Genomic DNA, 23,644 nt, shown 5'->3' on the forward strand with positions numbered 1-23,644 from the left:
CCCTCGGCGGTGATCAGGCCCAGCCGAGCTCGTGCAGCCGGTCGTCGTCGATGCCGTAGAAGTGCGCGATCTCGTGGACGAGGGTGACGTGGATCTCGTCGCGCAGCGCGTCCAGATCGTCGCACGCGGCGAGGTGTGGCTCGCGGAACAGCACGATGCGGTCGGGCATCTCGCCGAAGCCGTAGCGCTCACGCTCGGTGAGAGCGACGCCGTCGTAGTAGCCGAGCAGATCCAGGGTCCCGTCCTCGGGCCGGTCCTCCACCACGAACACGACGTTGTCGAGCCCGTCGACCATGTCGTCCGGGAGCGCGTCGAGCTCGGAGATCACCAGGGCTTCGAAGGCGTCCTCGTCCAGCTCGAGCATCCGGGACCTCTCTGCGTCGGCGATCGCTGCCGGTCGCCGGATGTGCGAAGAGGCCCGGAGTCGGAACTCCGGGCCTCTTCCGCTGCATGCACAGCCACTGGGGTGAGTAACGGGGCTCGAACCCGCGACCTCCTAGACCACAACCAGGCGCTCTGCCAACTGAGCTATACCCACCAGGAGCGTGTTCCGGCGGGGTGACCCGCCGAAGCAACTGTACGAGAGTACTACATCCGCGAGGCGAACTCGTCCACGACGGCGGCCGACACGGCCTGCACCTCGGCGGTGCTCGGCCCCGGCTGCTCCACGAACACGGCACGGCGGTAGTACTGCAGCTCGCGGATGCTCTCGAGGATGTCGGCGAGAGCGCGGTGTCCGCCGTGCTTCTTGGGCGCGTTGAAGTAGATGCGCGGGAACCAGCGCCGTGCCAGCTCCTTGATCGTGCTGACATCGACGTTGCGGTAGTGCAGGTGGCCGTCGAGGCGCGGCATGAACTTCGCGAGGAAGGCGCGGTCGGTGCCGATCGAGTTGCCGGCGAGGGGGGCCTGCTGCTCGGCCGGGACGTGCTTCAGCACGTACTCCAGCACCTCGTACTCGGCCTCCGCGACGCTGACGCCGGAGGGGATCTCGACCAGCAGGCCGGAGGTCTCGTGCATCGACCGGACGAAATCGCCCATGTTCTCGAGCGCGGTCGCGTCGGGCCGGATGACGAGGGAGAGCCCCTCGTCGAGCGGGTTCAGCTCGAAGTCGGTGACGACGACGGCGATCTCGACGAGCTCGTCGACGGAGAGGTCGAGCCCCGTCATCTCGCAGTCGATCCAGACAAGACGGTCGGGGGCGCTACTCATGCGGGGCAGTCTATCGGCGGCCGCCGACACCCGGTCCGGCCGTCCCGCTCCTCCTACACTGGACCCTCGTGATCACGCTCGCCTGCTGCCTCCTGATCGTCAACGCCGTGTGGAACGCGATCGTCTGGCCGCCCTTCCTCCGCCGCGTCCGCAAGGACCCGCGGGCGCGCGACGCGGACGGCCGCGCGACGACCTTCCTCCGCGTGCACACGGTGCTCATCGGCGTGTCGCTCGCCCTCGCCGTGGTCTCCCTGGTCGTGGGAGTGCTGGGACTCGTCCGGGGCGCCTAGGCCCCGGCGGGCGCGGCCTCTGCGCTTCGGTATCGTGGTCGGAGTCCGCCCCCGTAGCTCAGCGGATAGAGCAGGAGCCTTCTAATCTCTTGGTCGCAGGTTCGATTCCTGCCGGGGGCACCATCGGATCGGGAGCGCGCCGGTCGCCGTCCCTAGTCTTGTCCCGGTGGCGTGCGGATCAGCGTCGACGCCTCGCGCCCGTCCTTCGACCGCGTCGCGGCCTCTCCTCGGGCGGCGCTGCGCTCCTCCGAGGAGTGACGCCCGGCACCCACGGGGTTTTCCTCCGCTCCGGTGACCCTCGGACGAGGACTCGCGGTCGCTCCACCAGTAACACACCGGCAAATCGGAGGCAACACCGGCGTGTTTCCCACCCGAAGTCGTTTGAGTGTCATTCAGGCACCTAGTCTTGGGGTGTCCGGAATTACAACGACGTAACGAACGGAGGTACGACAATGCTGATCCTCGCCATCCTCGGTGGAATCGCCGTCGCGTGGACGATCGTCGCGGCGCCCCTCGCCGTACTGGTCGGCCGAGTCGCCCGTGCACGTGATGCACACAGCTAGTCAGTACACGCACCGCCCGCACCACGGAGAAGGCCCCGATCGCACTCGCGATCGGGGCCTTCTTCTCGTGGTCGGGAGCACTCAGACCGAGCTGCGGTCCTGGCCTCGGTCGTCGTCCGAGGCGGACCGCTCGAACCGGGCCTCGTCCGCCCGGACGACCGCCTCGTCGTCGGCCGGCACGTCGTCGCGGTCTCCGTCGGCCGGAACCGACGGCGTCGCGTCGTGCTCCGCGTCCGGCTGCGGCTCGGCGGCAGGAGCCGAGCGCTGCGGGTCGACGGGCGGCAGCTCCTCCACGGGACGCTCGCGCGACGGCACCTCCAGGCGGTCGACGTCGGCGAGCAGGCGGCGGGTCTCCTCCTGCGAGGCGTCCCCGGCCGACGCGGGAAGGACGATCGTGGGCGTCTGCGGGGCTGCAGAGCCGGAGGCGGAGCCCGCGCCGACGACGACCGGTGCGACGGCGGTCGGTGCGGCGGCCGGGGGAGCGGTGCGCTGGGGAGCGGCCTCGGCGGTGCTCGCGGCCCGATCGGACGACGGAGCGGACTCGGCGGAGCGGTCTCGACCCGTCTCCGAGAAGCGCCAGCGCTCGAGGTCGGCGAGGAAGGCCTTCCGGGCGCGCCCGGGCTTGTCCCGCCACTGCACGAGGCGGTCGCGGAACTCGCCCACGCTCGCCTGCGTCTGGTAGCCGCCGGTGCTCGACGTGTGCTTCAGCTCGGCGAGCTCGTGAGCGGCCCAGTTGGCCGCGACTCCGGAGCCCTTGACGGGCAGGAGGCGCAGGTGCGTCTCGGCCTGCGCGGACGCGCGGTCGCTGAGGACGCGCTCCGGGCTGCTGAGGACGTTCCAGGCCGAGGCGTCGACCGCGGCGTCGACGAGCGTCGCGATGACCGCGTTCTTCCGCTCGTGATCCTGCTGACGGATGAGGCGCGCGATGGAGGCCCGGAAGACGGAGCCGATCACGATCGCTCCGACCACCACGGCCAGCAGGACCACAGCGGCCGTGAAGACCGCCTGGTGCCCGTCGCTCGTGCGGATCCAGGACATGAACTCGTTCCACCACTGCATGGGGCGAACGCTATCCGGGGCGGTCGCCGCCGCCCGTTCGGCACGCCGCCGACCGGGCGGATCGGCGCGTCAGGCGACGCGGAAGACCTCGATCGCGTCGTCGACGCTCCAGAACTCGCCGAACTCGGCGCCGGCGGGCATGCCCGCCCGCAGCAGCCGGGCGCGGTACCGCTCGCCGAGCGGATCCTCGACCAGCTCGATGTGGCCGACGACGGCACCCGAGCCGGTGCTCACGCGCCACAGCCGGGCGTTGACCCGGGTGAGCGTCGGCGGGGTGCGGGTGGCGTGCAGCGTGGACAGGGACATCGGTTCCTCCTGCTCGAGTCTCGGAGCACCCACCGGCCGAGTGCTGTCGCAGACTACGGCCGACCACCGACATCCCCGCCGGGGCGTCAGCGCAGGGTCGTCCCGTGCACCGCGAACTCCTCGATCGCGTCGATCTCCTCCTGCGAGAGGGGGCCGGCGTCCAGCGCGGCGACGTTCTGCTCGAGCTGCGCGACGCTCGACGCGCCGATGATGGCGCTCGTGACGGTGGGCACCCGGAGCACCCAGCTCAGGGCGAGCTGGGCCAGCGACTGGCCGCGCTGCTGCGCGATCGCGTTCAGGCCGCGGGCGCGTGTCAGGTACGCCTCGTCGATCCGGTCGGAGGAGAGGAAGCGCGACGTCGCCGCGCGGGACCCCTCCGGCACGGTGCCGTCGAGGTAGCGGTCCGTCAGGAGCCCCTGCGCCAGCGGCGAGAAGACGATGCAGCCGGTGCCGAGCTCGTCGAGCACGGGGAAGAGGCCGTCCTCGGGTCCGCGGTCGAAGAGCGAGTAGCGGGGCTGGTGCAGGAGGAGCGGCACTCCGCTGCCCGCCAGTGCCGCCTGCGCGGCCCGGGTCTGCTCGGGCGAGTAGTTCGAGATGCCGGCGTAGAGCGCCTTGCCCGACTCCACCGCCGAGACGAGAGCGCCCATGGTCTCCTCGATCGGAGTCTCCGGGTCCGGCCGGTGCGAGTAGAAGACGTCCACGTAGTCGACGCCGATCCGCTGCACGCTCTGATCGAGCGAGGAGAGCAGGTACTTGCGCGAGCCGCCGTCCCCGTACGGGCCGGGCCACATGTCGTATCCGGCCTTGGACGAGATGACGATCTCGTCTCGGTACGGGCGGAGGTCCTCCGCGAGGATGCGGCCGAAGGCCGTCTCGGCGGCGCCGTAGGGCGGTCCGTAGTTGTTCGCGAGGTCGAAGTGGGTGACGCCCAGGTCGAACGCGCGGCGGAGGATCGCGCGCTGCGTGTCGAGGGAGCGGTCGGATCCGAAGTTGTGCCAGAGGCCCAGCGACAGGGCGGGCAGCAGCAGGCCGCTCCGTCCGGTGCGTCGGTAGTCCATGCGGTCGTAGCGGGCGGGGGCGGCGTCGTAGCTCACGCCGCGACTCTATTGCAGGGGGCGGATCCGCGGAATGCAGGGGGCGGTGAGCGTGTTGGACCGACTGACGCCTCCGGCACCCCGGACGCGTCGACGCGACAGGAAGTGAGTCACACGCAATGCGCACATTCGTACTCGCCGGAGGATGCTTCTGGTGTCTGGACGCCGTCTACCGCGTCCTCGACGGCGTGACCGACGTCGTCTCCGGCTACACCGGCGGCCGCACGACCGAGCCCGACTACGAGGACGTCTGCTCCGGGCGCACCGGCCACGCCGAGGCCGTCGCCGTCACCTTCGACCCCGAGGTCATCCCCGAGCAGGTCGTCCTCGACGTCTTCTTCACCCTGCACGACCCGCGACAGCTGAACCGCCAGGGCAACGACGTCGGCACGCAGTACCGCTCGGCGATGTTCTACTCCTCCGACGAGGAGAAGGAGCTGTTCGAGACCGCGCGCGACCGTGCGTCCGAGTGGTGGGACGGCCCGATCGTCACCGAGATCTCGCCGCTGGGCGTCTACTACCCCGCCGAGGACTACCACCAGGACTTCTTCGCGAAGAACCCGGGCCAGGGCTACTGCATGGCGGTCGCACTGCCCAAGGTGAACAAGATCCGCAAGTCCTACTCGAGGTACATCATCGCATCGTAACGCTCCTCCACATGGGACGATCCGCTCGTCCTCTCCCCAGAAGGGCCCGCCTCCACCTCGGAGGCGGGCCCTTCGTCGCGACACTGGCCCTGCGGCGCCCGAGTGGTACCAGCCCCCTCCGCCCGGGCGCCGTGCCCGTCGCAGCCGTGGCGGGGCAGGAGTAGAGAGGACACGACCATGACCGACACCCTGACCGTCATCGGGACCATCGGCACCGAGCCCCGGAGCATCGACACCTCCAGCGGCACCGCGATGACCAGCTTCCGGCTCGCCTCGACGCAGCGGCGCTACGACCGCTCGGAGCAGCGCTGGGTCGACGTCTCGACCAACTGGTACACCGTCACCGCGTTCAACGGCCTGGCCGGCAACGCGCTGTCCTCCCTGTCGCGCGGCGACCGGATCCTGGTCACCGGGCGGCTCGGGGTGAGGGCCTGGGAGGCGGGAGGCAAGGCCGGTACCGATGTGGTCCTCACGGCCGAGGGCATCGGGCACGACCTCGCCTGGGGGACCAGCAGCTTCACGAAGACCGTCGGGCGCGCCTCTGCTCCCGCCCCCGCCGCCGAGCCCGCGTGGAGCGAGGAGGCGCCGCGCGAGGGCGCCGCGGCGGGGGACAGGGGCGCGTCGGGCCAAGACCGCGGTGATGCCGTGCCCGAGCCGCCGGTGGCGGCGGGCGTCGGCGGAGGCGCTCCCGGTCTCTCGGTAGGATCCGGGGAGACCCCGTTCTGATCCGGGGGACCGGAGCGAGAGCCGTCCCGGTCGGGAGGAGCCGGGCGTGACACGGAACCGAGCGGCCCGCATCGCGCTCGTGCTCGGCGGTCTCGCCGTCTGCCTCTCCGGTTGCACGTCGCCGTCGGCGCCGGACCCCGTGGTGTCCTCCTCCGCGGCCGAGGCGCCGGCACCGGCGGAGTCCGCCGCACCCGTCGCCTTCGTGCCGGGCGGGACGACGGAGCAGAACCTCCCCGTGTTCGAGCAGACCCTTCGCGCGGCGGCCGAGCCCGATCCGGAGGTGAGCGGCTCCAGCGTGGTCGACGCGCTCGTCGCGGCGGGGTTCTCCCGCGAGTCGATGCAGCTGACAGCGGACGAGACCTCGGTCGGACTCGACGCGGACTCGGTGCAGGTCTCCGTCAAGCTCGGGGAGTCGTGCCTCATCGGCCAGTACGGCCCGAAGAGCGGCGGGGTGCGGGCGGTGATCGCGGCTCCGATCGCGACCGGCGCCTGCCTGGTCGGCCGGACCGTCCCGATCCAGGGCTGACGCGCTCGCTTCGACCGGGAACCGCTCCGCCATGAGCCCCGGTCGGGGTCGGAAAGGACGAAAGGATCCTCGACAAGGCCCCTCGCCCGTCGAGTCCGAGAGAGCCCGGTGTTCGCCCGTCGCTCCTGCAGGACCACTCCGACCGGTACGGATCCGAGCGTGAGCACCGCCTCGTGCGAGCGGACAGGTCGGCGATCCCGGTGGTCGGCGGCGCCCTCCCCTCCCCGGGACGCCGCTCCGCACGGTTAGGCTGCCCGGACCGACACGTGTGCCCCAGCGCGGGCACCGCGACGGACGTGCCGACGGGAGTGCTCGGCACGAGGACCACGACGAGGGGGAACTCGCCATGACCACATCCCGACCGCAGACGACGACGCGAGCGAGGTGGAGGCGCACCGCCATCGCGGTCGCGAGCACGGCAGCCGTCGTCCTCGGAGTGACGACAGGAGCCGGAGCGGCCGCCGCCGCGGAGAAGCGTCTGCTGACGAAGGTCACCCCCTACAACTGGTCGACCACCGAGACGTTCTCGGCCGCTCAGACCGCTCCCGTCGCGGGAGACGTCACCGGGCTCAACGTCACGCTGTCCGACTCCGCCCGGCCGACGGGGAGGTACCCAGCGTTCACGACGTACAACTGGGTGATCGGCGACTACGCCCTCACAGGGGCGGTGGACCTCGACGCCGGGGATCGCACCTTCCGCATCGACCTGAAGCAGCCTCTCTCCTCGTTCGGCGGTGGGACTGTCGCCCTCCAGATCACGGCGCAGAAGCAACCGCTGGAGGAGAACCAGAGTCCGATCGGCCAGCCGGTCGACAGCGGCTTCGAGCTGACCACGTCGGCCACCCTCTCCGTCGCCGGAGCCTCCGGCGCCGGCGGTGTCGGCGGGGTCGACCTCAGCAGCAGCGCACAGACGCTCCAGCGGAGCGCCGCGTACTTCGCGTACGAGAAGGTCGACACGGCTCTGGACGTCAAGGGTGGCGACACCGTCGTCCTCGAGTCCAACCGGGACGGCTTCTACGACCTCCAGGGGCTCGCCGCCTACGTCGGTCCCAGCAGGACCGAGCGGATCCCCGCCCAGGTGGTCGCGGACAACGATCAGTCCAAGGTCACCGTGACGATCCCGTCCAGCGCCTACGACGCCTACAAGGACCGCGTGAGCAGCCTGCTCCAGGTCACCGGCATCAGCAACGGCAGGGTGGAGCAGCCCCGCGGAGCGACCATCACGTCGGACGCCGCGGTCCGTGTGACGGGAAGCGGAGCCACCACCCCGCCGGTCACGCCGTCCCCGACGGCCACCGCGACCACCCCGCCGGTCACGCCGACCCCGACCACTCCTCCGGTCACGCCCACGCCGACCGCAACGCCGACCGCCCCGCCCGCCGGCTCGCCGGCCGTCTCGCGTATCTCGGGCACCGACCGTCAGGGCACCGCGGTCGAGGTGTCCAAGCGCACCTTCCCGGCGAACGTCCCCGTCGTCTACGTCGCCACCGGGCAGAACTTCCCGGACGCGCTCAGCGCCGGACCCGCCGCGGCCAAGGCGGGCGGGCCGCTGCTCCTGGTCGACCGCGACTCGATGAGCCAGGTCGTCCGCACCGAGCTGACGCGTCTCAAGCCCGCGAAGATCGTCGTCGTCGGCTCCGAGCTCAGCGTCGGCAGCCAGGTCTACAACGACCTGGCCGGGTATGCGCCGAAGGGGAAGACCACACGCATCGGCGGAGTCGACCGCTACGACACCTCGAAGCTGATCCTCCAGGACGCCTTCAGGGGCGGCTCCTCGATGGCCTGGCTGGCCACGGGCGAGAAGTTCCCCGACGCCCTGAGCGCCAGCGCCGCAGCCGGCGCGAATCGCGCTCCGGTGGTGCTGACCAACGGAACCGGCTCCACGGTGGACCCCCTCACCCAGCAGATCATCAGCGGCCTCAAGGTCAGTAGCTTGACGATCGCGGGCTCGACGCTCTCGGTCAGCGCCGGCATCGAGCGCTCGGTCACGGGCCCGGTGATCACCCGCATCGGCGGGACCGACCGGTACGACACCTCGGAGAAGCTGAACAAGGCGGCCTTCACCTCGGCGACGACCGTCTACCTCGCGACCGGTGAGAAGTTCCCCGACGCCCTGGCCGGAGCCACGGCGGCGGGCTACACCAGGAGCCCGCTCTTCGCGGTCCAGCCCACCTGCGTGCCCCGGGCGGTCCTCGCCGACATCACCGCGTCCAAGGCGACGCAGGTGATCCTGCTCGGCAGCACGGACACGCTGTCCGAGGCGGTGGAGCGCCTGACGCCCTGCAGCTGATCCGCACCGTCGTCCGCTGACGCGATCCGCCCTCCCCACCGGCCCGGCCGGAGCGGAGGGCGGTTCGCGTTCAGGCGCTCCCTCCGACGCGGACCGGCGAGTTCCCGTTATCCTCGACTGGTGCGGACGGTCCCGCGGCCTGCGCTCCGCGTCGGCCGGGGCCCGGCGTCCCGCCCCGGTCCGAGCCTCCGTCAGCGCCTCCGCGCGGAGCAGGGGACCGGCGGGCGACCCGACTCCGCGCAGACCGACGGACTTGAGGACTGGGCATGGCTGAATACATCTACTCGATGGTGCGCGCGCGGAAGGCGGTCGGCGACAAGCTGATCCTGGACGACGTCACCATGTCGTTCCTGCCGGGAGCGAAGATCGGCGTGGTCGGGCCCAACGGCGCCGGCAAGTCGACGATCCTGAAGATCATGGCGGGGCTGGACACGCCGAGCAACGGCGAGGCTCGGCTCAGCCCGGGCTACACCGTCGGCATCCTGATGCAGGAGCCCGAGCTCGACGAGACCAAGACGGTACTCGAGAACGTCCAGGAGGGCGTGGGCGAGATCAAGGGCAAGATCGACCGCTTCAACGAGATCTCCCTCGCGATGGCCGACCCGGACGCCGACTTCGACAGTCTCCTCGCCGAGATGGGGACCCTGCAGGAGGCGATCGACGCCGCCGACGCCTGGGACCTGGACTCGCAGCTGGAGCAGGCGATGGACGCGCTGCGCACCCCGCCGGGGGACTCCCTCGTCACCAACCTCTCGGGTGGCGAGAAGCGCCGCGTGGCGCTCACCAAGCTCCTCCTGCAGAAGCCCGACCTGCTGCTCCTCGACGAGCCCACCAACCACCTCGACGCCGAGAGCGTGCTCTGGCTCGAGCAGTTCCTCTCGAAGTACCCCGGCGCCGTGCTCGCCGTCACCCACGACCGGTACTTCCTCGACAACGTCGCGGAGTGGATCGCCGAGGTCGACCGCGGCCACCTCTACCCCTACGAGGGCAACTACTCGACGTACCTCGAGAAGAAGAGCGCCCGCCTGGAGGTCCAGGGCAAGAAGGACGCCAAGCTCGCCAAGCGGCTCACCACCGAGCTCGACTGGGTGCGCAGCAACGCCAAGGGCCGTCAGGCCAAGTCGAAGGCGCGCCTGGCGCGCTACGAGGAGATGGCGGCCGAGGCCGAGAAGACGCGCGTGCTCGACTTCGAGGAGATCGTCATCCCGGTGGGCCCCCGTCTGGGCTCCCAGGTCATCGACGCGAAGAAGCTGCACAAGCAGTTCGGCGAGCGCGTCCTCATCGACGACCTCAGCTTCACGCTGCCCCGCAACGGCATCGTCGGCGTCATCGGCCCGAACGGCGTCGGCAAGACCACGCTCTTCAAGACGATCGTGGGCTTCGAGCCGCTCGACTCGGGCGACCTGAAGATCGGCGAGACGGTCGACATCTCCTACGTCGACCAGAGCCGCGGCGGCATCGACCCGCAGAAGAACCTGTGGGAGGTGGTCTCCGACGGGCACGACTACATCACCGTCGGGAAGACCGAGATCCCCTCCCGCGCCTACGTCTCGCAGTTCGGCTTCAAGGGCCCGGACCAGCAGAAGAAGGCCGGCGTCCTCTCCGGCGGCGAGCGGAACCGCCTCAACCTCGCGCTGACGCTCAAGCAGGGCGGCAACCTGCTCCTGCTCGACGAGCCCACCAACGACCTCGACGTCGAGACCCTGGGCAGCCTCGAGAACGCGCTCCTCGAGTTCCCCGGCTGCGCCGTGGTCATCACTCACGACCGGTGGTTCCTCGACCGGATCGCGACCCACATCCTCGCCTACGAGGGCACCGAGGAGGACCCTGCCAACTGGTACTGGTTCGAGGGCAACTTCGAGGCGTACGAGGAGAACAAGATCGAGCGCCTCGGCCCGGACGCGGCGAAGCCGCACCGCTCCGCGTACCGCAAGCTCACCCGCGACTGATGCGCCTGCACGTCGCCATCCCGCTGCGCTGGTCGGACTTCGACGCCTACGCGCACGTGAACAACGCCGAGATGCTGCGCCTGCTCGAGGAGGCGCGCATCCAGGCGTTCTGGAAGCCGGACTCGCCGCAGCCCGGCGGGATGGCGACGGCGGTGCTCGACGCACGGCCGGGCGCCGAGTCGATCAGCCTCATCGCCCGGCAGGAGATCGAGTACCTCGCGCCGATCCCGTACATGCGCGCGCCGATCGACGTGGAGCTGTGGATCGGGCGGATCGGCGGGGCGAGCCTCGAGGTCTGCTACGAGCTCTACTCGCCCGCCGGCGTCGTCCCGCGGGTGCTCTTCACGAAGGCGGCCACCACTCTGGTGCTGGTCACGGCCGCGACGGGCAGGCCCCAGCGCATCCCGGAGGAGCTCCGCGAGGCGTGGGGCCCCTACGTCGAGGAGCCCATCACCTTCTCGAAGCGGGGCTGAGCTCAGCCCAGGGGGACGCGGACCATGCCCTCCTGGGCGACGCTCGCCACGAGCACGCCCTCCTGCGTGTAGATGCGCCCGAGCGAGAGCCCGCGTCCGCCGGACGCGCTCGGCGCCTCCTGCACGTAGAGGAGCCACTGGTCCACGCGCGCGGGGCGGTGCCACCACATCGCGTGGTCGAGGCTCGCGATCCGCAGGCCCGGCGACGTCCACGCCGCACCGTGCCGGCGGAGCGTGGATTCGAGGATCGTGTAGTCGCTCGCGTAGGCGAGGGCGGCGCGGTGCAGCATCGGATCGTCCGGCAGCGGTCCGAGCGAGCGCATCCACACGCTCTGGTGCGCGACCCGCTCGGGGTCGGCCCGGAGGTACACCGGCTGCTCGACGTGCCGCACGTCGAAGGGGCGCTGCGTGGCCCAGAAGCTGCCGACCGGGTGGTCGACCCCCGCGAGGATCTCAGCGGTGCTCGGCAGCGACTCCGGGTCGGGGATCCCCTCCGGCATCGGCGCCTGGTGATCGAGGCCCTCGTCCTCGGTCTGGAACGAGGCGATCATCGACAGGATGGGGCGTCCGTTCTGGTAGGCCTGCGTCCGACGGGTGCAGAAGGAGCGGCCGTCGTGGATCCGGTCGACCGAGAACGTGATCGGCAGGGAGACGTCCCCGGGGCGGAGGAAGTACCCGTGCATCGAGTGCACGGAGCGCCCCTCGACGGTGCGACCGGCCGCGATGAGCGACTGCGCGAGGACCTGGCCGCCGAAGACCCGCCCCTCGGGCATCCACTGCGAGGGACCCGTCGAGATGTCCTCGCTGGTGCGGGCGCCGGTGTCCGTCAGGTCGAGCGCGGTGAGGAACGAGGACAGGGGATCGGGCACGGTACCTCCGGGGTGTCGGGCGGTGGGGCGAGCGGCCTCGGGTAAGTTTATCGACGCGATGAGTTCGTCCTTCTCCCTGGCGGATCCGCCCAGCCTGTCGGATCTGCGCGTCTTCCTCGGCCGTTCGGCCCGGGTCGAGGACGGTGCGGTCCGGCTCCTCGCCGACGACCACGTGCTGGCCGCCTACACCGCGATCCTCCAGCCCCGCGGTCTGCTCGACCGCTCCGCGACCGTGCTGGGCCTGCGCGTCTTCGCGCTCGACGAGCCCGCCGGTTTCGACCGGGTCGTGCCGATCCGTGCGCTGTCGGACCGCCTCGCCCGCCTGCAGTGGGAGCCGGGCGGAGCGGACGGCAAGCCGGTCGTGCTGCCCGACGGCGACGACGCGACGGCGGGACCCTGGGCGGGCGTCTCCCCGCCCCGCGGCGGCTGGACCCGGCGCGAGCCCGTGGACCCGGGCTTCCTGGAGCGCGTCGCGCGCGAGGGGATCGACGAGATCGCGGCGGCCGTCGGCTCCGAGACGGGCGAGCAGATCGTCGGCCGCGTGCGGTCGAGCGTCTGGGGCCGCCCGCTCGACGGCCTCGAGGACGTCCCGGCGGGAGCGGCGTTCGCCCTCTTCGCGCTCGGGTTCCTCGGCGCCGACGACCCGGTCGCCCTGCTCGAGAGCGGCGCCTGGCGCCGCCTCACCTCACGGCGCGGACACGTGCTGGTCCGCACCCCGGGCTGAGCGGCTACTCCTCGAAGGTGTTCACCATCGCGTGGGCGGCGCGCTCCAGGTAGTCCCAGAGCAGGGCGTCGTCGGCCGGAGCGAGCTCGAGATCGTCGACGGCCGTCCGCATGTGCTGGAGCCAGTGGTCGCGGGCCTCGGGGTTGATCCGGAACGGCTGGTGCCGCATCCGCAGGCGCGGGTGGCCGCGCTCCTCGCTGTAGGTGCCCGGGCCGCCCCAGTACTGCTCGAGGAAGCCGGTCAGCCGCTGGATCGCGCCCTCGAGGTCGTGCTCGGGGTACATCGGCCAGAGGACCTCGTCCTCGCGGACGCCCTCGTAGAAGCGGCGGACCAGGCGCTCGAACGTCGGCCGGCCGCCGATGTGCTCCCAGAAGCTGCGCAGCGGAGGCGTGCCGCCGATCTGCAGGCCGCTCACGAGCGCGCTCCCGTCGGGCCGGAGGTGCCGCCGCCGTCCTGGGGCGGCGTCCCGCTCCCGCGCCGCAGCGCGCGGGGGAGTCGCACGGGCTTGCCGTGCTCGGTGCTGATCGTGGGGGAGGGCGTGGTCCGCGGCGGCTTGGCGCCTCCGACGCTCGTCGCCCCCTCGAAGCCCTCGAGGACGACGGTGGCCAGCGAGGGGAGCTTCACGTCGAGCGCGTCGAGCGACTTCTTCAGGCGCAGGCGCAGCTCGCGGGCGACGTCGTCCTTGGCGGTGGTGCGGGTCTTGACCACGACCCGGATGACCAGGGCGTCGTCGGCGATGGACTCCAGGCCCCAGAGCTCGGGCTTGTCGATGATCCGGGCCCGCCAGCGACTGCTCGCCGCCAGCTCGTTCGCTGTCGCGAGGACCGTGGACTGCACCTGCTCGAGGTCCGTCTCGTAGGGCACGGCCAGGTCGACGATGACGCGCGACCAGCCCTGCGACATGTTCCCGACCCGGACGATCTCGCCGTTGCGGACGAACCAGAGGGTGCCGTTGACGTCGCGGATCTGCGTCACCCGGACGCCGACCGACTCGACCACGCCCGTCGCCTGCCCGGTGTCGACGACGTCGCCGACACCGAGCTGGTCCTCCGCGACCATGAACAGCCCGTTGAGGACGTCCTTGACGATGTTCTGCGCGCCGAAGCCGAGGCCCGCGCCGAGGGCGGCCGTCAGCAGGGCGAAGGAGCCGATGAGGTCCTTGTCGATCGTCGTCACGATCATGACCAGGGCGATGACGACGATCAGGATCGAGCTCAGGTTGTTGAGGATCGACCCGAGCGTGCGCGTGCGCTGCACCACCCGCACGGCCGCGAGCGGCGACGCGGCGATCGACTGGGTGTCCTCGACGCGCTGGCGGCGCTTCACTCCCGACACGATCTGATCGACGACGCGGCCGATCACGAAGTGGGCGATGACGCGCACCAGCAGCGCGCCCAGCACGATCCCGAGGATCGCGACCACCTTCCAGAAGGGCTCGGACTCGAAGAAGGAGACGGTGGCGGCGACAGGGTCCGGCGTGGAGGTCTGAAGAAGCAGCATGACCGCTCCAGGCTACGGGACGCCTCTCTCCGAGACGGGTGCACGAGCCCCGAGCGCGTATAGATTCGAGGCGGGTCCGCTCGGACCCGGACACCGCCCTGGGAAGGACGCCCGATGCTCCACTCCACCCGGACTCCCGCCGAGAAGCGCCGCCTCTTCCGCGAGCGCCTCGCCTCGGGCGAGCTGCTGCAGCTGCCCGGCGCGTTCACTCCGCTCTCCGCGCGCCTCATCGAGGCGAAGGGCTTCGACGGGATCTACGTCTCGGGCGCCGTGCTCTCGGCCGAGCTGGGGCTGCCGGACATCGGGCTCACCACGCTCAGCGAGGTGGCCGGCCGCTCGCAGCAGATCGCGCGCCTGACCGACCTGCCGGTCCTCGTCGACGCGGACACCGGCTTCGGTGAGCCGCTGAACGTCGCGCGGACGGTGCAGATGCTCGAGGACGCCGGAGTCGCGGGGCTGCACATCGAGGACCAGGTGAACCCCAAGCGGTGCGGGCACCTCGACGGCAAGGCGGTCGTCGACGAGGCGACCTCGGTGCGCAGGATCGCGGCCGCCGTCGACGCGCGCCGCGACTCCGACCTGGTGATCATGGCCCGCACCGACATCCGCGCCCTCGACGGCCTGCCGGCCGCGATCGACCGCGCCAAGCGCCTCGTCGACGCCGGAGCCGACGCGGTGTTCCCCGAGGCGATGCGCGACCTGTCCGAGTTCGAGGCCGTGCGCGCCGCGATCGACGTGCCGATCCTCGCCAACATGACCGAGTTCGGCAAGAGCGAGCTGTTCACCGCGCAGCAGCTCGCCGACGTCGGCGTGAACGTCGTGATCCACCCGGTCTCGCTGCTCCGGATCGCGATGGGCGCCGCGATGCGGGCACTCGACGCCCTCAAGGCGGAGGGCTCGCTCCGCTCGGAGGTCCCGGGCATGCAGACGCGCGCCGAGCTCTACGAGCTCCTCGACTACGCCTCGTACAGCCGCTTCGACGAGGGCGTCTTCGACTTCTCGCTCGCCGACCACTACGGCGCCTGAGCGCGCCGACCCGCACGAACCGGCGGCGCTCCCCGGCGCCGCCGCCCGCCTCTCGCGAAGGAGCGAAGGATGAGCACGACTGATCAGGACATCCGCAAGGGACTCGTGGGGGTCGTCGTCGACACGACGGCCGTCTCGAAGGTCGACCCGGCGTCGAACTCGCTGCTCTACCGCGGCTACCCCGTGCAGGAGCTCGCGGCGGGGACCTCGTTCGAGGACGTGGCCTGGCTGCTCTGGCACGGCGAGCTCCCCACTGCGGAGGAGGCGGCCGGGCTGGCCGCCGTGGAGCGGGCCCACCGCGCCCTGGCCCCCGAGGTGCGCACCGTGATCGACCTGCTGCCGCTGTCGGCGCACCCGATGGACGTGGTGCGAACGGCGGTGAGCGTCCTGGGCGCGCTCGAGGAGGATCCGGACGCCGACGCCGACGCCGACGCTGCCGAGGCCGTGCTGGAGCGCTCCGTGCGGCTCTGGGCGGCACTGCCGGCGATCGTCGCCTACGCTCAGCGCCGCCTGCGCGGCCTCGAGCCGATCGATCCGCGCGACGACCTCGACTACTCCGAGAACTTCCTCTGGACGACCTTCGGCGAGGTGCCGGAGCCGGTCGTCGTCGACGCGTTCCGCGTCTCGCTGGTGCTCTACGCCGAGCACTCCTTCAACGCCTCGACCTTCACGGCCCGCGTCGTGACGTCGACGCTGTCGGACGTCCACTCCGCCGTGACCGCCGCCGTGGGAGCGCTCAAGGGACCGCTCCACGGCGGGGCGAACGAGGCCGTGCTGCACGTGCTCGACGAGGTCGGCACCGGACCGGAGGCGGACCGGCGGTCCCGCGAGTGGCTCGCCGAGGCGCTCGGGCAGCGCCGGAAGGTCATGGGGTTCGGCCACCGGGTCTACAAGTCGGGCGACTCGCGGGTGCCGACCATGGACGCCGCTCTCCGGCGGCTCGCCGAGCACGAGGGGGCCGGCGAGATGATGGAGCTGTACGACGCCCTGGCCGCGGCGATGGCCGAGCGGACGGGGATCCTGCCGAACCTCGACTACCCGTCCGGCCCCGCCTACCGGCTGATGGGCTTCGACACCGGGATCTTCACTCCGCTGTTCGTCGCCGCGCGGGTGGTGGGCTGGACGGCCCACGTGATCGAGCAGCGGGGCTCGAACGCGCTCATCCGGCCGCTGTCCGCCTACGACGGGCCGGAGCGCCGCTCGGTCCCGCAGCGCTAGGCGCCGGGAGCGGGGAGAGCCGCCCGGTCCCGCAGCGCCGAGCGCCGGGGGACCGGGCGGCTCACTGTCAGCCCCGGGTGTCGCGCTCCTGGGCGCGGAGCGCACGCTCCACGCCGGCCAGGTTCTCGATCACGAGTCGGCGCAGCGCCGGGACCTCCGGGTTCGCGTCGAGCCAGGCGCGGGTGGCGTCGACGATCTCCTGCGAGGGCGTGGCGGCCGGGTAGAAGCCGACGACCAGGTACTCGGCGATCTTGTAGCTCTTCGACTCCCAGAGGGAGCGGAGGGCGTCGAAGTAGACCGGGACCATCGCGTCGAGCAGGCGCGGGTCGGCGGCGCGCTGGAAGCCCAGGCCCGTCGAGCGGACGATCGTGTTCGGTGCCGAGTCGTCGGCCGTGACGGAGTCCCACGCCGCGCGCTTCGCCTCCGCGGTCGGCTGCGCGGCACGGGCGTGCGCGGCCGACTGCTGGCCGGTCGCCGTGTTGTCCGAGGCGAGCGCCGCGTCGATGTCGTCCGCACCGGCCCGCCCGCCGGCGACGAGAGCGATCAGCAGCTCCCAGCCGAGGTCGGTGTCGATGTCGAGGCCGTCGAGGGCGGTGGAGCCGTCGAGCAGCGCCTGCACGGCCTCGAGGTGCGCCGGGGTGGACGCGATCGCGGCGAAGAACTTCACGAACTGGAACTGCGCGTCGCTGCCCGGCTCGGCGCTCTGCGCGAGCGTCCACAGCTGATCGCCCGCCTCCTCGACGACCTCGGCCCGGTACTCCGGAGCGACGTACTGGGTGGCGGTGGCGACGAGCTGGTTGAGCACCGTCCGCAGGGTCGTGGACTCGGTCTCGGTCGCGACGTTGCCCAGGACGAGGCGGACGAAGTCGCGCGGCGCCGACTCGGCGTCGCGGGTCGAGTCCCAGACCGAGCCCCAGACCAGCGAGCGGGCCAGGGGGCTGTCGATGCTCGCGAGGTGCTCGACGGCCACGGCGAGCGAGGCGTCGTCGAGGCGGACCTTCGCGTAGGCGAGGTCGTCGTCGTTGAGCAGCACGAGCGCCGGACGGGTGCGGCCGATCAGCTCGGGCACCTCGGTGCGCTCCCCGTCGACGTCCAGCTCGAGGCGGTCGACGCGGACGAGGCGCTCGCCCTCGAAGTCGTACAGGCCGATCGCCAGGCGGTGCGGGCGGATCGTCGGGTACTCCTCGACCGCGGTCTGCAGGATCGCGAAGGACGCGATCGCTCCGCTCTCGTCGACCGCGATCTCGGGGCGGAGCGTGTTCACGCCGGCCGTCTCGAGCCACTGCGCCGACCACTCGGTGAGGTCGCGCCCGCTGGTGGCCTCCAGCTCGACCAGCAGGTCGCGCAGCTCCGTGTTCGAGAAGGCGTGCTTGACGAAGTACTCGTGGACGCCGGCGAGGAACTCCTTCTCGCCGACCCACGCGACGAGCTGCTTGAGCACCGAGGCGCCCTTGGCGTAGGTGATGCCGTCGAAGTTGACCTGGACGTCCTCGAGGTCGTTGATGGTCGCGACGATCGGGTGGGTCGAGGGCAGCTGGTCCTGGCGGTAGGCCCAGCTCTTCTCCATCGCGGCGAAGGTGGTCCACGCCTCGGTCCACTCCGTCGCCTCCGCGGTGGCGAGGGTGGAGGCGTACTCGGCGAACGACTCGTTGAGCCAGAGGTCGTTCCACCACTTCATCGTGACCAGGTCGCCGAACCACATGTGGGCGAGCTCGTGGAGGATCGTGACGACCCGGCGCTCCTTGATCGCGTCCGTCACCTTGGAGCGGAACACGTAGGTCTCGGTGAAGGTCACCGCTCCCGCGTTCTCCATCGCACCGGCGTTGAACTCGGGGACGAACAGCTGGTCGTACTTCGCGAACGGGTACGGGACGCCGAACTTCTCCTCGTAGAAGGCGAAGCCCTGCTTCGTCTTCTCGAACACGTAGTCGGCGTCGAGGAAGGGCGCGAGCGAGGCCCGGGCGAAGACCCCCAGCGGGATGGTGCGGCCGTCGGAGGAGACGAGCGAGTCGGTCTCGACTACGTAGGGTCCGGCGACGAGTGCCGTGATGTAGGAGGAGATGCGCGGGGTGGGCTCGAAGCTCCAGGTCGCGATCCCCTCGCCCGCCGGGACCGGCTCGGGAGTGGGCTGGTTCGACACGACCTGCCACTGCGCGGGTGCGGTGACGGTGAAGCGGAACTCGGCCTTGAGGTCCGGCTGCTCGAACACCGCGAAGACGCGGCGGGAGTCGGGCACCTCGAACTGCGAGTACAGGTACACCTCGCCGTCGACGGGGTCGACGAAGCGGTGCAGGCCCTCGCCCGTGTTGGTGTAGAGCATGTCGGCGACGACGGTGAGCTCGTTGTCCGCAGCCAGGGAGTCGAGGCGGATCCGGACGCCGTCGGCGACGTCGGCGGGGTCGAGCTCCGCGCCGTTGAGGGTGACGGAGTGGACCGTGCCCGTGACGGCGTCGATGAAGCTCGAGGCGCCCTCGGTGGCGGAGAAGCGCACCGTGGTGGTGCTGAGGAAGGTCTCGGCTCCCCGGGTCAGGTCGAGGGCGATGTCGTAGTCGTGGACCTGGATCAGCGAGGCGCGCTCCTGCGCCTCGTTCCGGGTGAGGTTGTCTCCTGGCACGGGGGTGCTCCATCCGTTCGTCTCGGGCGCTGCCGCGGGCGCCGGGGTGCGGGCGCCGCCGATCCACCCTAGAGCTGCCGGGACCCGCCGTGGAGCCCCGTGGCGCCGATCCTGCGGAGCCGCCGGGGAGCGCGGACGCGGCCCCGGCGAGCGGCGTAGCGTGTCCCCATGACCTCTGTGGACTTCTGGTTCGACCCCTCCTGCCCGTGGGCCTGGATGACCTCGCGATTCGTGGACGAGGTGACGCCGGCGCGCGACCTCGACGTGCAGTGGCACATCATGAGCCTCGCCGTCCTCAACGAGGACAAGGACGTGGACGACTCGTACCGCGCCTTCCTCCCGCGCGCGCTGCGATACACCCGCCTGGTCGCCGCCGTCGCCGAGCGCGAGGGCCGCGAGCACGTCAAGCCGCTCTACGACGCGCTCGGCACCCGGATCCACCCGGGGGGGCGCACCGACGTCGACGCGGTGATCGCCGAGTCGCTCGCCGAGCTCGGCCTGCCTGCGGAGCTCGCCGCCCACGCCGACTCGGACGAGCACGACGAGCCGATGCGCGCCTCCCACTTCGACGGGATCGAGCGGGTCGGCCAGGACGTCGGCACCCCGGTCATCGCGATCGGGGACGTCGCCTTCTTCGGCCCCGTCATCTCTCCGATCCCGAGGGGCGAGCAGGCGCTGACCCTCTGGGACGGCATCGTCGCCGCCGCCTCCTTCGACGGCTTCTTCGAGCTCAAGCGCTCGCGGACCCGCGACCCGCAGTTCGACTGAGCCGACCCGCGGTACTCTGGCTCCCGGCCCGGGCACCGCGGGCCCCAGACGGCTCTTCCGGAGGAGTTCTCTCGTGCGCATCCACATCGCCACGGACCACGCAGGGCTGGACTTCAGCCGTCACCTGATCGAGCACCTCGGCGCCGCCGGTCATGACGTGATCGACCACGGCCCCACGTCCTACGACCCGCTGGACGACTACCCGTCCTTCTGCATCAACGCCGCCGCCGCGGTCGTCCGCGATCAGGAGGCGGGGGTCGAGGCTCTCGGCGTCGTCTTCGGCGGCTCGGGCAACGGCGAGCAGATCGCGGCGAACAAGGTCGCGGGCGTGCGCGCGGCGCTCGTGTGGAATCTGAGCACCGCCGTGCTGGCCCGCCAGCACAACGACGCGAACGTCATCTCGATCGGGGCCCGCCAGCACTCCGTCGAGGAGGCCACCGGCTTCATCGACGCGTTCGTCGCCGAGCCCTTCACCTTCGAGGAGCGGCACGTGCGCCGCATCGCGCAGCTCGCCGAGTACGAGGCCACCGGCGACATCGCCGGCCGGGTCGTCGACTCCGCCGCGAAGGAGCGCTGAGTGCCCGAGGGGCACTCCGTCCACCGGATCGCCCTGCAGTTCGAGCGCGACGTCGTCGGGCACCGCGTCGCGACCAGCAGCCCCCAGGGTCGCTTCACCGAAGGAGCCGCGCTCCTCGACGGGCGCGAGGTCCTCGAGTCCACGGCCGTCGGCAAGCACCTGCTGCTGCGCTTCGAGGGCGACCTGACGCTGCACGTCCACCTCGGCCTCTACGGTGCGTGGGACTTCCTCGGGCACGTCTCGCCGCTGTTCCCGGACGGCAAGGCGGGCAGCAGCATCGGCGCTCCCCGGCGCCGCCGCGCCGTGCGCCTCTCCGAGACGGAGCACGAGACCGACTCCGATCTCGACGAGTTCCCGCCGCCGCCCGTGGGCGCGGTGCGCGTGCGCATCATGACGGAGGAGACGGTCGCCGACCTGCGCGGCCCCACCGCCTGCGAGGTGATGGATCCCGCCCAGGTGGAGGCCCTCCTCGCCCGCCTCGGTCCGGATCCGGCCGACGACGACTCCGACGAGGCGCGCGACCGCTTCGTGAACCGGCTCCGCAGGACGGCGACGCCGGTCGGGCTGGTGCTGATGGACCAGTCCGTGGTCAGTGGCATCGGCAACATCTACCGCGCGGAGCTGCTCTACCGCGCCGGCCTCGACCCGCACACTCCCGGCAAGCAGGTGCCGCTGGAGCTCGCACAGGAGCTGTGGCGGGACTGGGCGGACCTGCTCGAGGACGGCATCCGGACCGGGATGATGATCACGCGCCGCGGCCTGACGAAGACCGAGCGCTCGAAAGCCGTCCGCAGCCGCGCCGAGCGCAACTACGTCTACAAGCGCGAGGGCCTGCCCTGCCGCGTCTGCGGCACGAACGTGCTGCTCGAGGAGATCGGCGCGCGCAAGCTCTACTGGTGCCCGGTGTGCCAGTCGTGAGCGCGGGTGGAGAGCGGTCGGCCCGGTCGCGCACCCGCCGAGCCGTCCGCCCCGCGCTCCGCGAGGCCGCCCGATGACCGGCGGTCTCCTGCTCCGGGGCGCCCGCCTCCTCGGCTCGTCCCGACCCGGTGCCGTGCTCCTGCGCGACGGCCGCGTGGAAGCGGTCGGACCGGACGCCGCCGCCGCCCCGGGCGACGAGGTGCGCGACCTCGACGGGCGCTGGGTGCTCCCCGGCCTCTGGGACGAGCACGTCCACTTCTCCCAGTGGGCGATGACGGCACCGCGCCTGGACGTCTCGTCAGCCGACTCGGCCCGCGGAACGGCGGACGCGGTCCGACGTCGCCTGGCGGAGGAGCCCGGTACCGGCACGCTGATCGGCTTCGGCTTCCGCGACGGCCTCTGGCCGGAGCCGCCCACGACCGCGCTCCTGGACGAGGTCTCTCCGGAACGGCCCGTCGTGCTGATCAGCGGCGACCTGCACTGCGCCTGGCTGAACTCCGCCGCGTACCGGCGCTACGCCGTCGCTCCCGAGCCCGAGCTGCTGCGCGAGGACGCCTGCTTCGAGCTCGTCACCGCACTCGGAGCCCTCGGCGACGACGAGCTCGACGCGCTCGCCGACGCGGCGGCCCGGCGGGCTGCGGCCCGCGGGGTGGTCGGCGTCGTCGACCTCGAGATGCGCTGGAACGCGGGGGACTGGCCCCGTCGCGTCGACGGCGGAACCCGCTCCCTCCGCGTCGACACCGGCGTCTACCGCGACCACCTCGACCGCGCCCTCGCGGAGGGACTGCGCACGGGCGACGAGCTCGACGGCGGTGACGGGCTGCTGCGGATGGGCCCGCTGAAGGTCCTGATCGACGGCTCCCTCAACACGAGGACCGCCTACTGCGCCCACCCGTACGCCGACCACGACGGCTACGGCGTCCTCACCGTGGAGCCCGCCGAGCTGGACGAGCTGCTCGCCCGCGCGGCCGCCGGGGGCATCCGCTCCACCGTGCACGCGATCGGAGACGCCGCGGCGACGCTGGCTCTGGACGCGCTCGGCCGGGTCGGCGGGGGCCGGATCGAGCACGCTCAGCTGCTCGCGGAGACCGACCTTCCGCGGTTCGCCGCGCTCGGCGTGGAGGCCGGAGTGCAGCCCGCGCACGCGCTCGACGACCGCGAGGTGGCGGAGCGGTACTGGCCGGGACGGACCGGCCGGGCGTTCCCGCTGCGCTCGCTGCTCGACTCCGGGGCCCGCGTGGTGCTCGGCTCGGACGCTCCGGTCGCTCCGCTCGACCCGTGGGTCGCGATCTCGGCCGCGGTCGCGCGGGCGCTGCCGGGCGACGAGCCCTGGCATCCGGAGCAGCGGGTGAGCGTCGAGGAGGCGATCGTCGCCTCGACCCGGGTGCGCCGGCTCACGCCCGCGGCCGGCGATCCCGCCGATCTGGTGGTGGTCGACCGCGATCCACTCGCCGCCGATGCAGGAGCCCTCCGATCCATGCCGGTCGCCGCGACCCTCCTGGCGGGCCGCTTCACGCACGGCGGCTGACCCGCGCCCGTCGCGACTCCGGCTGCTCCGGATCGCGCGGACGGGCCGGGGAACGACGACGGCCCGCGGGATCCGAGGATCCGCGGGCCGGTCGAGGCGTGGTGCTCAGCTCTCGCTGACGTGGGCGAAGAGGAACCAGCGGTCCTTCTCGAGGCCGCGGCCGATCTCGATCGCGACGTCCTGGCTGCTCGCGTCGATCTCGGCGAGCTCGGCGATCGCCGTGTTGACGGTCGCGATGGCGACGTCCATCTGGCGGATGATCTCGACGATCGCGTTCTCGGAGCGCTGGAAGCCGGGGGTGAGGGGTTCGGACTGCGTCGCCGAGGCGACGGTCTGGATGCGGGCGTCGACCGGGAGGCCGAGGGCGACGACGCGCTCCGCGGCGAGGTCGGCCCACTCGATGGCGCGGCCGACGATCGCGTCGAGCAGCTCGTGGACGCCGATGAAGTTGGCGCCGCGGACGTGCCAGTGCGCCTGCTTGCCGTTGACGGCGAGCGCGGTCATCTCGACGACGACGGGGCTGAGGAACTGGGCGACTCCGGATGCGACATCCGGGTTCGACGAGGTGAGCGACGTGACGGACGTGGTGGACATCGTCTGGTCCTTTCGAGAGGGGGTGACTGATCGTCAACAGTACGCAGATCCCTCGGCGCCGCAAGGAAGCGCAGGCTCGGCTCATTCCGGTGAAGGACAGGCTCACCTCTGTCGCGGAGGGGCGTCACGGGGGCTTCCCCCCGGGTGCCCGGAGCCGTGCCGCCGGTACGCTCGAC

24 protein-coding genes and 2 tRNA genes are annotated in these 23,644 nt (G+C 71.7%); 15 read left to right on the top strand and 11 right to left on the bottom strand.

The annotated features are described in order from the left end of the window. Window positions 1-13 precede the first annotated feature (13 nt). The 3 genes from C5D09_RS08555 to orn form a co-directional block, all read right to left on the bottom strand. On the bottom strand, window positions 14-364 hold the full coding sequence (locus C5D09_RS08555; RefSeq protein WP_104223719.1) for a metallopeptidase family protein: 351 nt from the start codon (window positions 362-364) through the stop codon (window positions 14-16). A gap of 98 nt (window positions 365-462) precedes the next feature. Then, a tRNA-His gene (locus C5D09_RS08560) sits at window positions 463-538 on the bottom strand. A gap of 50 nt (window positions 539-588) precedes the next feature. Further along, on the bottom strand, window positions 589-1,209 hold the full coding sequence (gene orn, locus C5D09_RS08565) for an oligoribonuclease (RefSeq protein ID WP_104223718.1): 621 nt from the start codon (window positions 1,207-1,209) through the stop codon (window positions 589-591). 68 nt (window positions 1,210-1,277) lie between these two features. Here orn and C5D09_RS08570 point away from each other — a divergent pair, with 68 nt between their 5' ends. Together C5D09_RS08570 and C5D09_RS08575 are read left to right on the top strand one after the other, a co-directional pair. After that, window positions 1,278-1,499 (top strand): SCO4848 family membrane protein, encoded by a 222-nt coding sequence (locus tag C5D09_RS08570; protein WP_104223717.1) that lies wholly within the window; start codon window positions 1,278-1,280, stop codon window positions 1,497-1,499. Between the two features lie 47 nt (window positions 1,500-1,546). Beyond that, a tRNA-Arg gene (locus tag C5D09_RS08575) sits at window positions 1,547-1,622 on the top strand. Window positions 1,623-2,143: 521 nt separating this feature from the next. On the opposite strand, the gene C5D09_RS08580 is transcribed toward C5D09_RS08575, so the two are convergent. From C5D09_RS08580 to C5D09_RS08590, 3 genes are all read right to left on the bottom strand, one after another. Further along, window positions 2,144-3,121 (bottom strand): hypothetical protein, encoded by a 978-nt coding sequence (locus C5D09_RS08580; protein WP_104269090.1) that lies wholly within the window; start codon window positions 3,119-3,121, stop codon window positions 2,144-2,146. A 69-nt stretch (window positions 3,122-3,190) separates the two neighbouring features. After that, window positions 3,191-3,427 carry a hypothetical protein gene (locus C5D09_RS08585; protein WP_104269091.1) on the bottom strand — a complete coding sequence of 79 codons (237 nt, stop codon included), beginning with the start codon at window positions 3,425-3,427 and terminating at the stop codon, window positions 3,191-3,193. Between the two features lie 86 nt (window positions 3,428-3,513). Further along, on the bottom strand, window positions 3,514-4,521 hold the full coding sequence (locus C5D09_RS08590; RefSeq protein ID WP_104269092.1) for an aldo/keto reductase: 1,008 nt from the start codon (window positions 4,519-4,521) through the stop codon (window positions 3,514-3,516). Between the two features lie 119 nt (window positions 4,522-4,640). On the opposite strand from C5D09_RS08590, the gene msrA reads away from it, so the two are divergent. From msrA to C5D09_RS08620, 6 genes are all read left to right on the top strand, one after another. Next, window positions 4,641-5,168 carry a peptide-methionine (S)-S-oxide reductase MsrA gene (gene msrA / locus C5D09_RS08595; RefSeq protein WP_104262818.1) on the top strand — a complete coding sequence of 176 codons (528 nt, stop codon included), beginning with the start codon at window positions 4,641-4,643 and terminating at the stop codon, window positions 5,166-5,168. 177 nt (window positions 5,169-5,345) lie between these two features. Further along, a complete protein-coding gene (locus C5D09_RS08600) occupies window positions 5,346-5,894 on the top strand; it encodes a single-stranded DNA-binding protein (protein ID WP_104269093.1) in 549 nt (182 codons plus the stop codon). 46 nt (window positions 5,895-5,940) lie between these two features. Continuing rightward, window positions 5,941-6,420, top strand: coding sequence for a DUF6993 domain-containing protein (locus C5D09_RS08605; RefSeq protein ID WP_104223710.1), 480 nt, complete (start codon window positions 5,941-5,943; stop codon window positions 6,418-6,420). A 346-nt stretch (window positions 6,421-6,766) separates the two neighbouring features. After that, window positions 6,767-8,710 carry a cell wall-binding repeat-containing protein gene (locus C5D09_RS08610; RefSeq protein WP_104269094.1) on the top strand — a complete coding sequence of 648 codons (1,944 nt, stop codon included), beginning with the start codon at window positions 6,767-6,769 and terminating at the stop codon, window positions 8,708-8,710. A 266-nt stretch (window positions 8,711-8,976) separates the two neighbouring features. After that, window positions 8,977-10,659: an energy-dependent translational throttle protein EttA gene (gene ettA, locus C5D09_RS08615; RefSeq protein WP_104223708.1), complete on the top strand. Its 1,683-nt coding sequence runs from the start codon at window positions 8,977-8,979 to the stop codon at window positions 10,657-10,659. After that, complete coding sequence (locus C5D09_RS08620) at window positions 10,659-11,132, top strand: thioesterase family protein (RefSeq protein WP_104223707.1); 474 nt, start codon at window positions 10,659-10,661, stop codon at window positions 11,130-11,132. Before ettA ends, C5D09_RS08620 begins: the two co-directional genes overlap by 1 nt. Before the next feature lie 2 nt (window positions 11,133-11,134). Here the strand turns inward: C5D09_RS08620 and C5D09_RS08625 are convergent, their stop codons facing one another. Then, window positions 11,135-12,001: an acyl-CoA thioesterase II gene (locus C5D09_RS08625; RefSeq protein WP_258062278.1), complete on the bottom strand. Its 867-nt coding sequence runs from the start codon at window positions 11,999-12,001 to the stop codon at window positions 11,135-11,137. Between the two features lie 58 nt (window positions 12,002-12,059). Between C5D09_RS08625 and C5D09_RS08630 the strand changes: the two genes are divergently transcribed. Then, window positions 12,060-12,725 carry a hypothetical protein gene (locus C5D09_RS08630; RefSeq protein ID WP_104223706.1) on the top strand — a complete coding sequence of 222 codons (666 nt, stop codon included), beginning with the start codon at window positions 12,060-12,062 and terminating at the stop codon, window positions 12,723-12,725. A gap of 4 nt (window positions 12,726-12,729) precedes the next feature. Here C5D09_RS08630 and C5D09_RS08635 read toward each other — a convergent pair whose 3' ends face one another. Together C5D09_RS08635 and C5D09_RS08640 are read right to left on the bottom strand one after the other, a co-directional pair. Then, window positions 12,730-13,140, bottom strand: coding sequence for a globin (locus C5D09_RS08635; RefSeq protein ID WP_279630823.1), 411 nt, complete (start codon window positions 13,138-13,140; stop codon window positions 12,730-12,732). Further along, window positions 13,137-14,225, bottom strand: coding sequence for a mechanosensitive ion channel family protein (locus C5D09_RS08640; protein ID WP_104223705.1), 1,089 nt, complete (start codon window positions 14,223-14,225; stop codon window positions 13,137-13,139). Before C5D09_RS08640 ends, C5D09_RS08635 begins: the two co-directional genes overlap by 4 nt. Before the next feature lie 114 nt (window positions 14,226-14,339). Between C5D09_RS08640 and prpB the strand changes: the two genes are divergently transcribed. After that, complete coding sequence (gene prpB / locus C5D09_RS08645; RefSeq protein ID WP_104223704.1) at window positions 14,340-15,251, top strand: methylisocitrate lyase; 912 nt, start codon at window positions 14,340-14,342, stop codon at window positions 15,249-15,251. Between the two features lie 69 nt (window positions 15,252-15,320). Next, window positions 15,321-16,469: a bifunctional 2-methylcitrate synthase/citrate synthase gene (locus tag C5D09_RS08650; protein WP_104269095.1), complete on the top strand. Its 1,149-nt coding sequence runs from the start codon at window positions 15,321-15,323 to the stop codon at window positions 16,467-16,469. Between the two features lie 67 nt (window positions 16,470-16,536). Here the strand turns inward: C5D09_RS08650 and pepN are convergent, their stop codons facing one another. Continuing rightward, window positions 16,537-19,083, bottom strand: coding sequence for an aminopeptidase N (pepN, locus tag C5D09_RS08655; protein WP_104269096.1), 2,547 nt, complete (start codon window positions 19,081-19,083; stop codon window positions 16,537-16,539). 168 nt (window positions 19,084-19,251) lie between these two features. Here pepN and C5D09_RS08660 point away from each other — a divergent pair, with 168 nt between their 5' ends. From C5D09_RS08660 to C5D09_RS08675, 4 genes are all read left to right on the top strand, one after another. Then, complete coding sequence (locus C5D09_RS08660) at window positions 19,252-19,851, top strand: DsbA family protein (RefSeq protein WP_104232533.1); 600 nt, start codon at window positions 19,252-19,254, stop codon at window positions 19,849-19,851. Window positions 19,852-19,924: 73 nt separating this feature from the next. Beyond that, window positions 19,925-20,428: a ribose-5-phosphate isomerase gene (locus tag C5D09_RS08665; RefSeq protein WP_104223700.1), complete on the top strand. Its 504-nt coding sequence runs from the start codon at window positions 19,925-19,927 to the stop codon at window positions 20,426-20,428. Continuing rightward, complete coding sequence (locus C5D09_RS08670) at window positions 20,429-21,346, top strand: Fpg/Nei family DNA glycosylase (RefSeq protein WP_104262810.1); 918 nt, start codon at window positions 20,429-20,431, stop codon at window positions 21,344-21,346. It abuts the gene before it with no gap. 73 nt (window positions 21,347-21,419) lie between these two features. Beyond that, window positions 21,420-22,874 (top strand): amidohydrolase, encoded by a 1,455-nt coding sequence (locus C5D09_RS08675; RefSeq protein ID WP_104269097.1) that lies wholly within the window; start codon window positions 21,420-21,422, stop codon window positions 22,872-22,874. 105 nt (window positions 22,875-22,979) lie between these two features. Here the strand turns inward: C5D09_RS08675 and C5D09_RS08680 are convergent, their stop codons facing one another. Further along, a complete protein-coding gene (locus tag C5D09_RS08680) occupies window positions 22,980-23,468 on the bottom strand; it encodes a Dps family protein (protein ID WP_104226731.1) in 489 nt (162 codons plus the stop codon). Window positions 23,469-23,644 lie beyond the last annotated feature (176 nt).

It is taken from the genome of Rathayibacter sp. AY1C9, assembly GCF_002932315.1.
Lineage (GTDB): Bacteria > Actinomycetota > Actinomycetes > Actinomycetales > Microbacteriaceae > Rathayibacter.

Bases quoted from the DNA above. Each gene is read 5' to 3' on its own strand.
- C5D09_RS08555 (WP_104223719.1), bottom strand. From the start codon at position 364: ATGCTCGAGCTGGACGAGGACGCCTTCGAAGCCCTGGTGATCTCCGAG.
- orn (WP_104223718.1), bottom strand. From the start codon at position 1,209: ATGAGTAGCGCCCCCGACCGTCTTGTCTGGATCGACTGCGAGATGACG.
- C5D09_RS08580 (WP_104269090.1), bottom strand. From the start codon at position 3,121: ATGCAGTGGTGGAACGAGTTCATGTCCTGGATCCGCACGAGCGACGGG.
- C5D09_RS08585 (WP_104269091.1), bottom strand. From the start codon at position 3,427: ATGTCCCTGTCCACGCTGCACGCCACCCGCACCCCGCCGACGCTCACC.
- msrA (WP_104262818.1), top strand. From the start codon at position 4,641: ATGCGCACATTCGTACTCGCCGGAGGATGCTTCTGGTGTCTGGACGCC.
- C5D09_RS08600 (WP_104269093.1), top strand. From the start codon at position 5,346: ATGACCGACACCCTGACCGTCATCGGGACCATCGGCACCGAGCCCCGG.
- C5D09_RS08610 (WP_104269094.1), top strand. From the start codon at position 6,767: ATGACCACATCCCGACCGCAGACGACGACGCGAGCGAGGTGGAGGCGC.
- ettA (WP_104223708.1), top strand. From the start codon at position 8,977: ATGGCTGAATACATCTACTCGATGGTGCGCGCGCGGAAGGCGGTCGGC.
- C5D09_RS08620 (WP_104223707.1), top strand. From the start codon at position 10,659: ATGCGCCTGCACGTCGCCATCCCGCTGCGCTGGTCGGACTTCGACGCC.
- C5D09_RS08630 (WP_104223706.1), top strand. From the start codon at position 12,060: ATGAGTTCGTCCTTCTCCCTGGCGGATCCGCCCAGCCTGTCGGATCTG.
- C5D09_RS08640 (WP_104223705.1), bottom strand. From the start codon at position 14,225: ATGCTGCTTCTTCAGACCTCCACGCCGGACCCTGTCGCCGCCACCGTC.
- prpB (WP_104223704.1), top strand. From the start codon at position 14,340: ATGCTCCACTCCACCCGGACTCCCGCCGAGAAGCGCCGCCTCTTCCGC.
- C5D09_RS08650 (WP_104269095.1), top strand. From the start codon at position 15,321: ATGAGCACGACTGATCAGGACATCCGCAAGGGACTCGTGGGGGTCGTC.
- C5D09_RS08660 (WP_104232533.1), top strand. From the start codon at position 19,252: ATGACCTCTGTGGACTTCTGGTTCGACCCCTCCTGCCCGTGGGCCTGG.
- C5D09_RS08675 (WP_104269097.1), top strand. From the start codon at position 21,420: ATGACCGGCGGTCTCCTGCTCCGGGGCGCCCGCCTCCTCGGCTCGTCC.
- C5D09_RS08680 (WP_104226731.1), bottom strand. From the start codon at position 23,468: ATGTCCACCACGTCCGTCACGTCGCTCACCTCGTCGAACCCGGATGTC.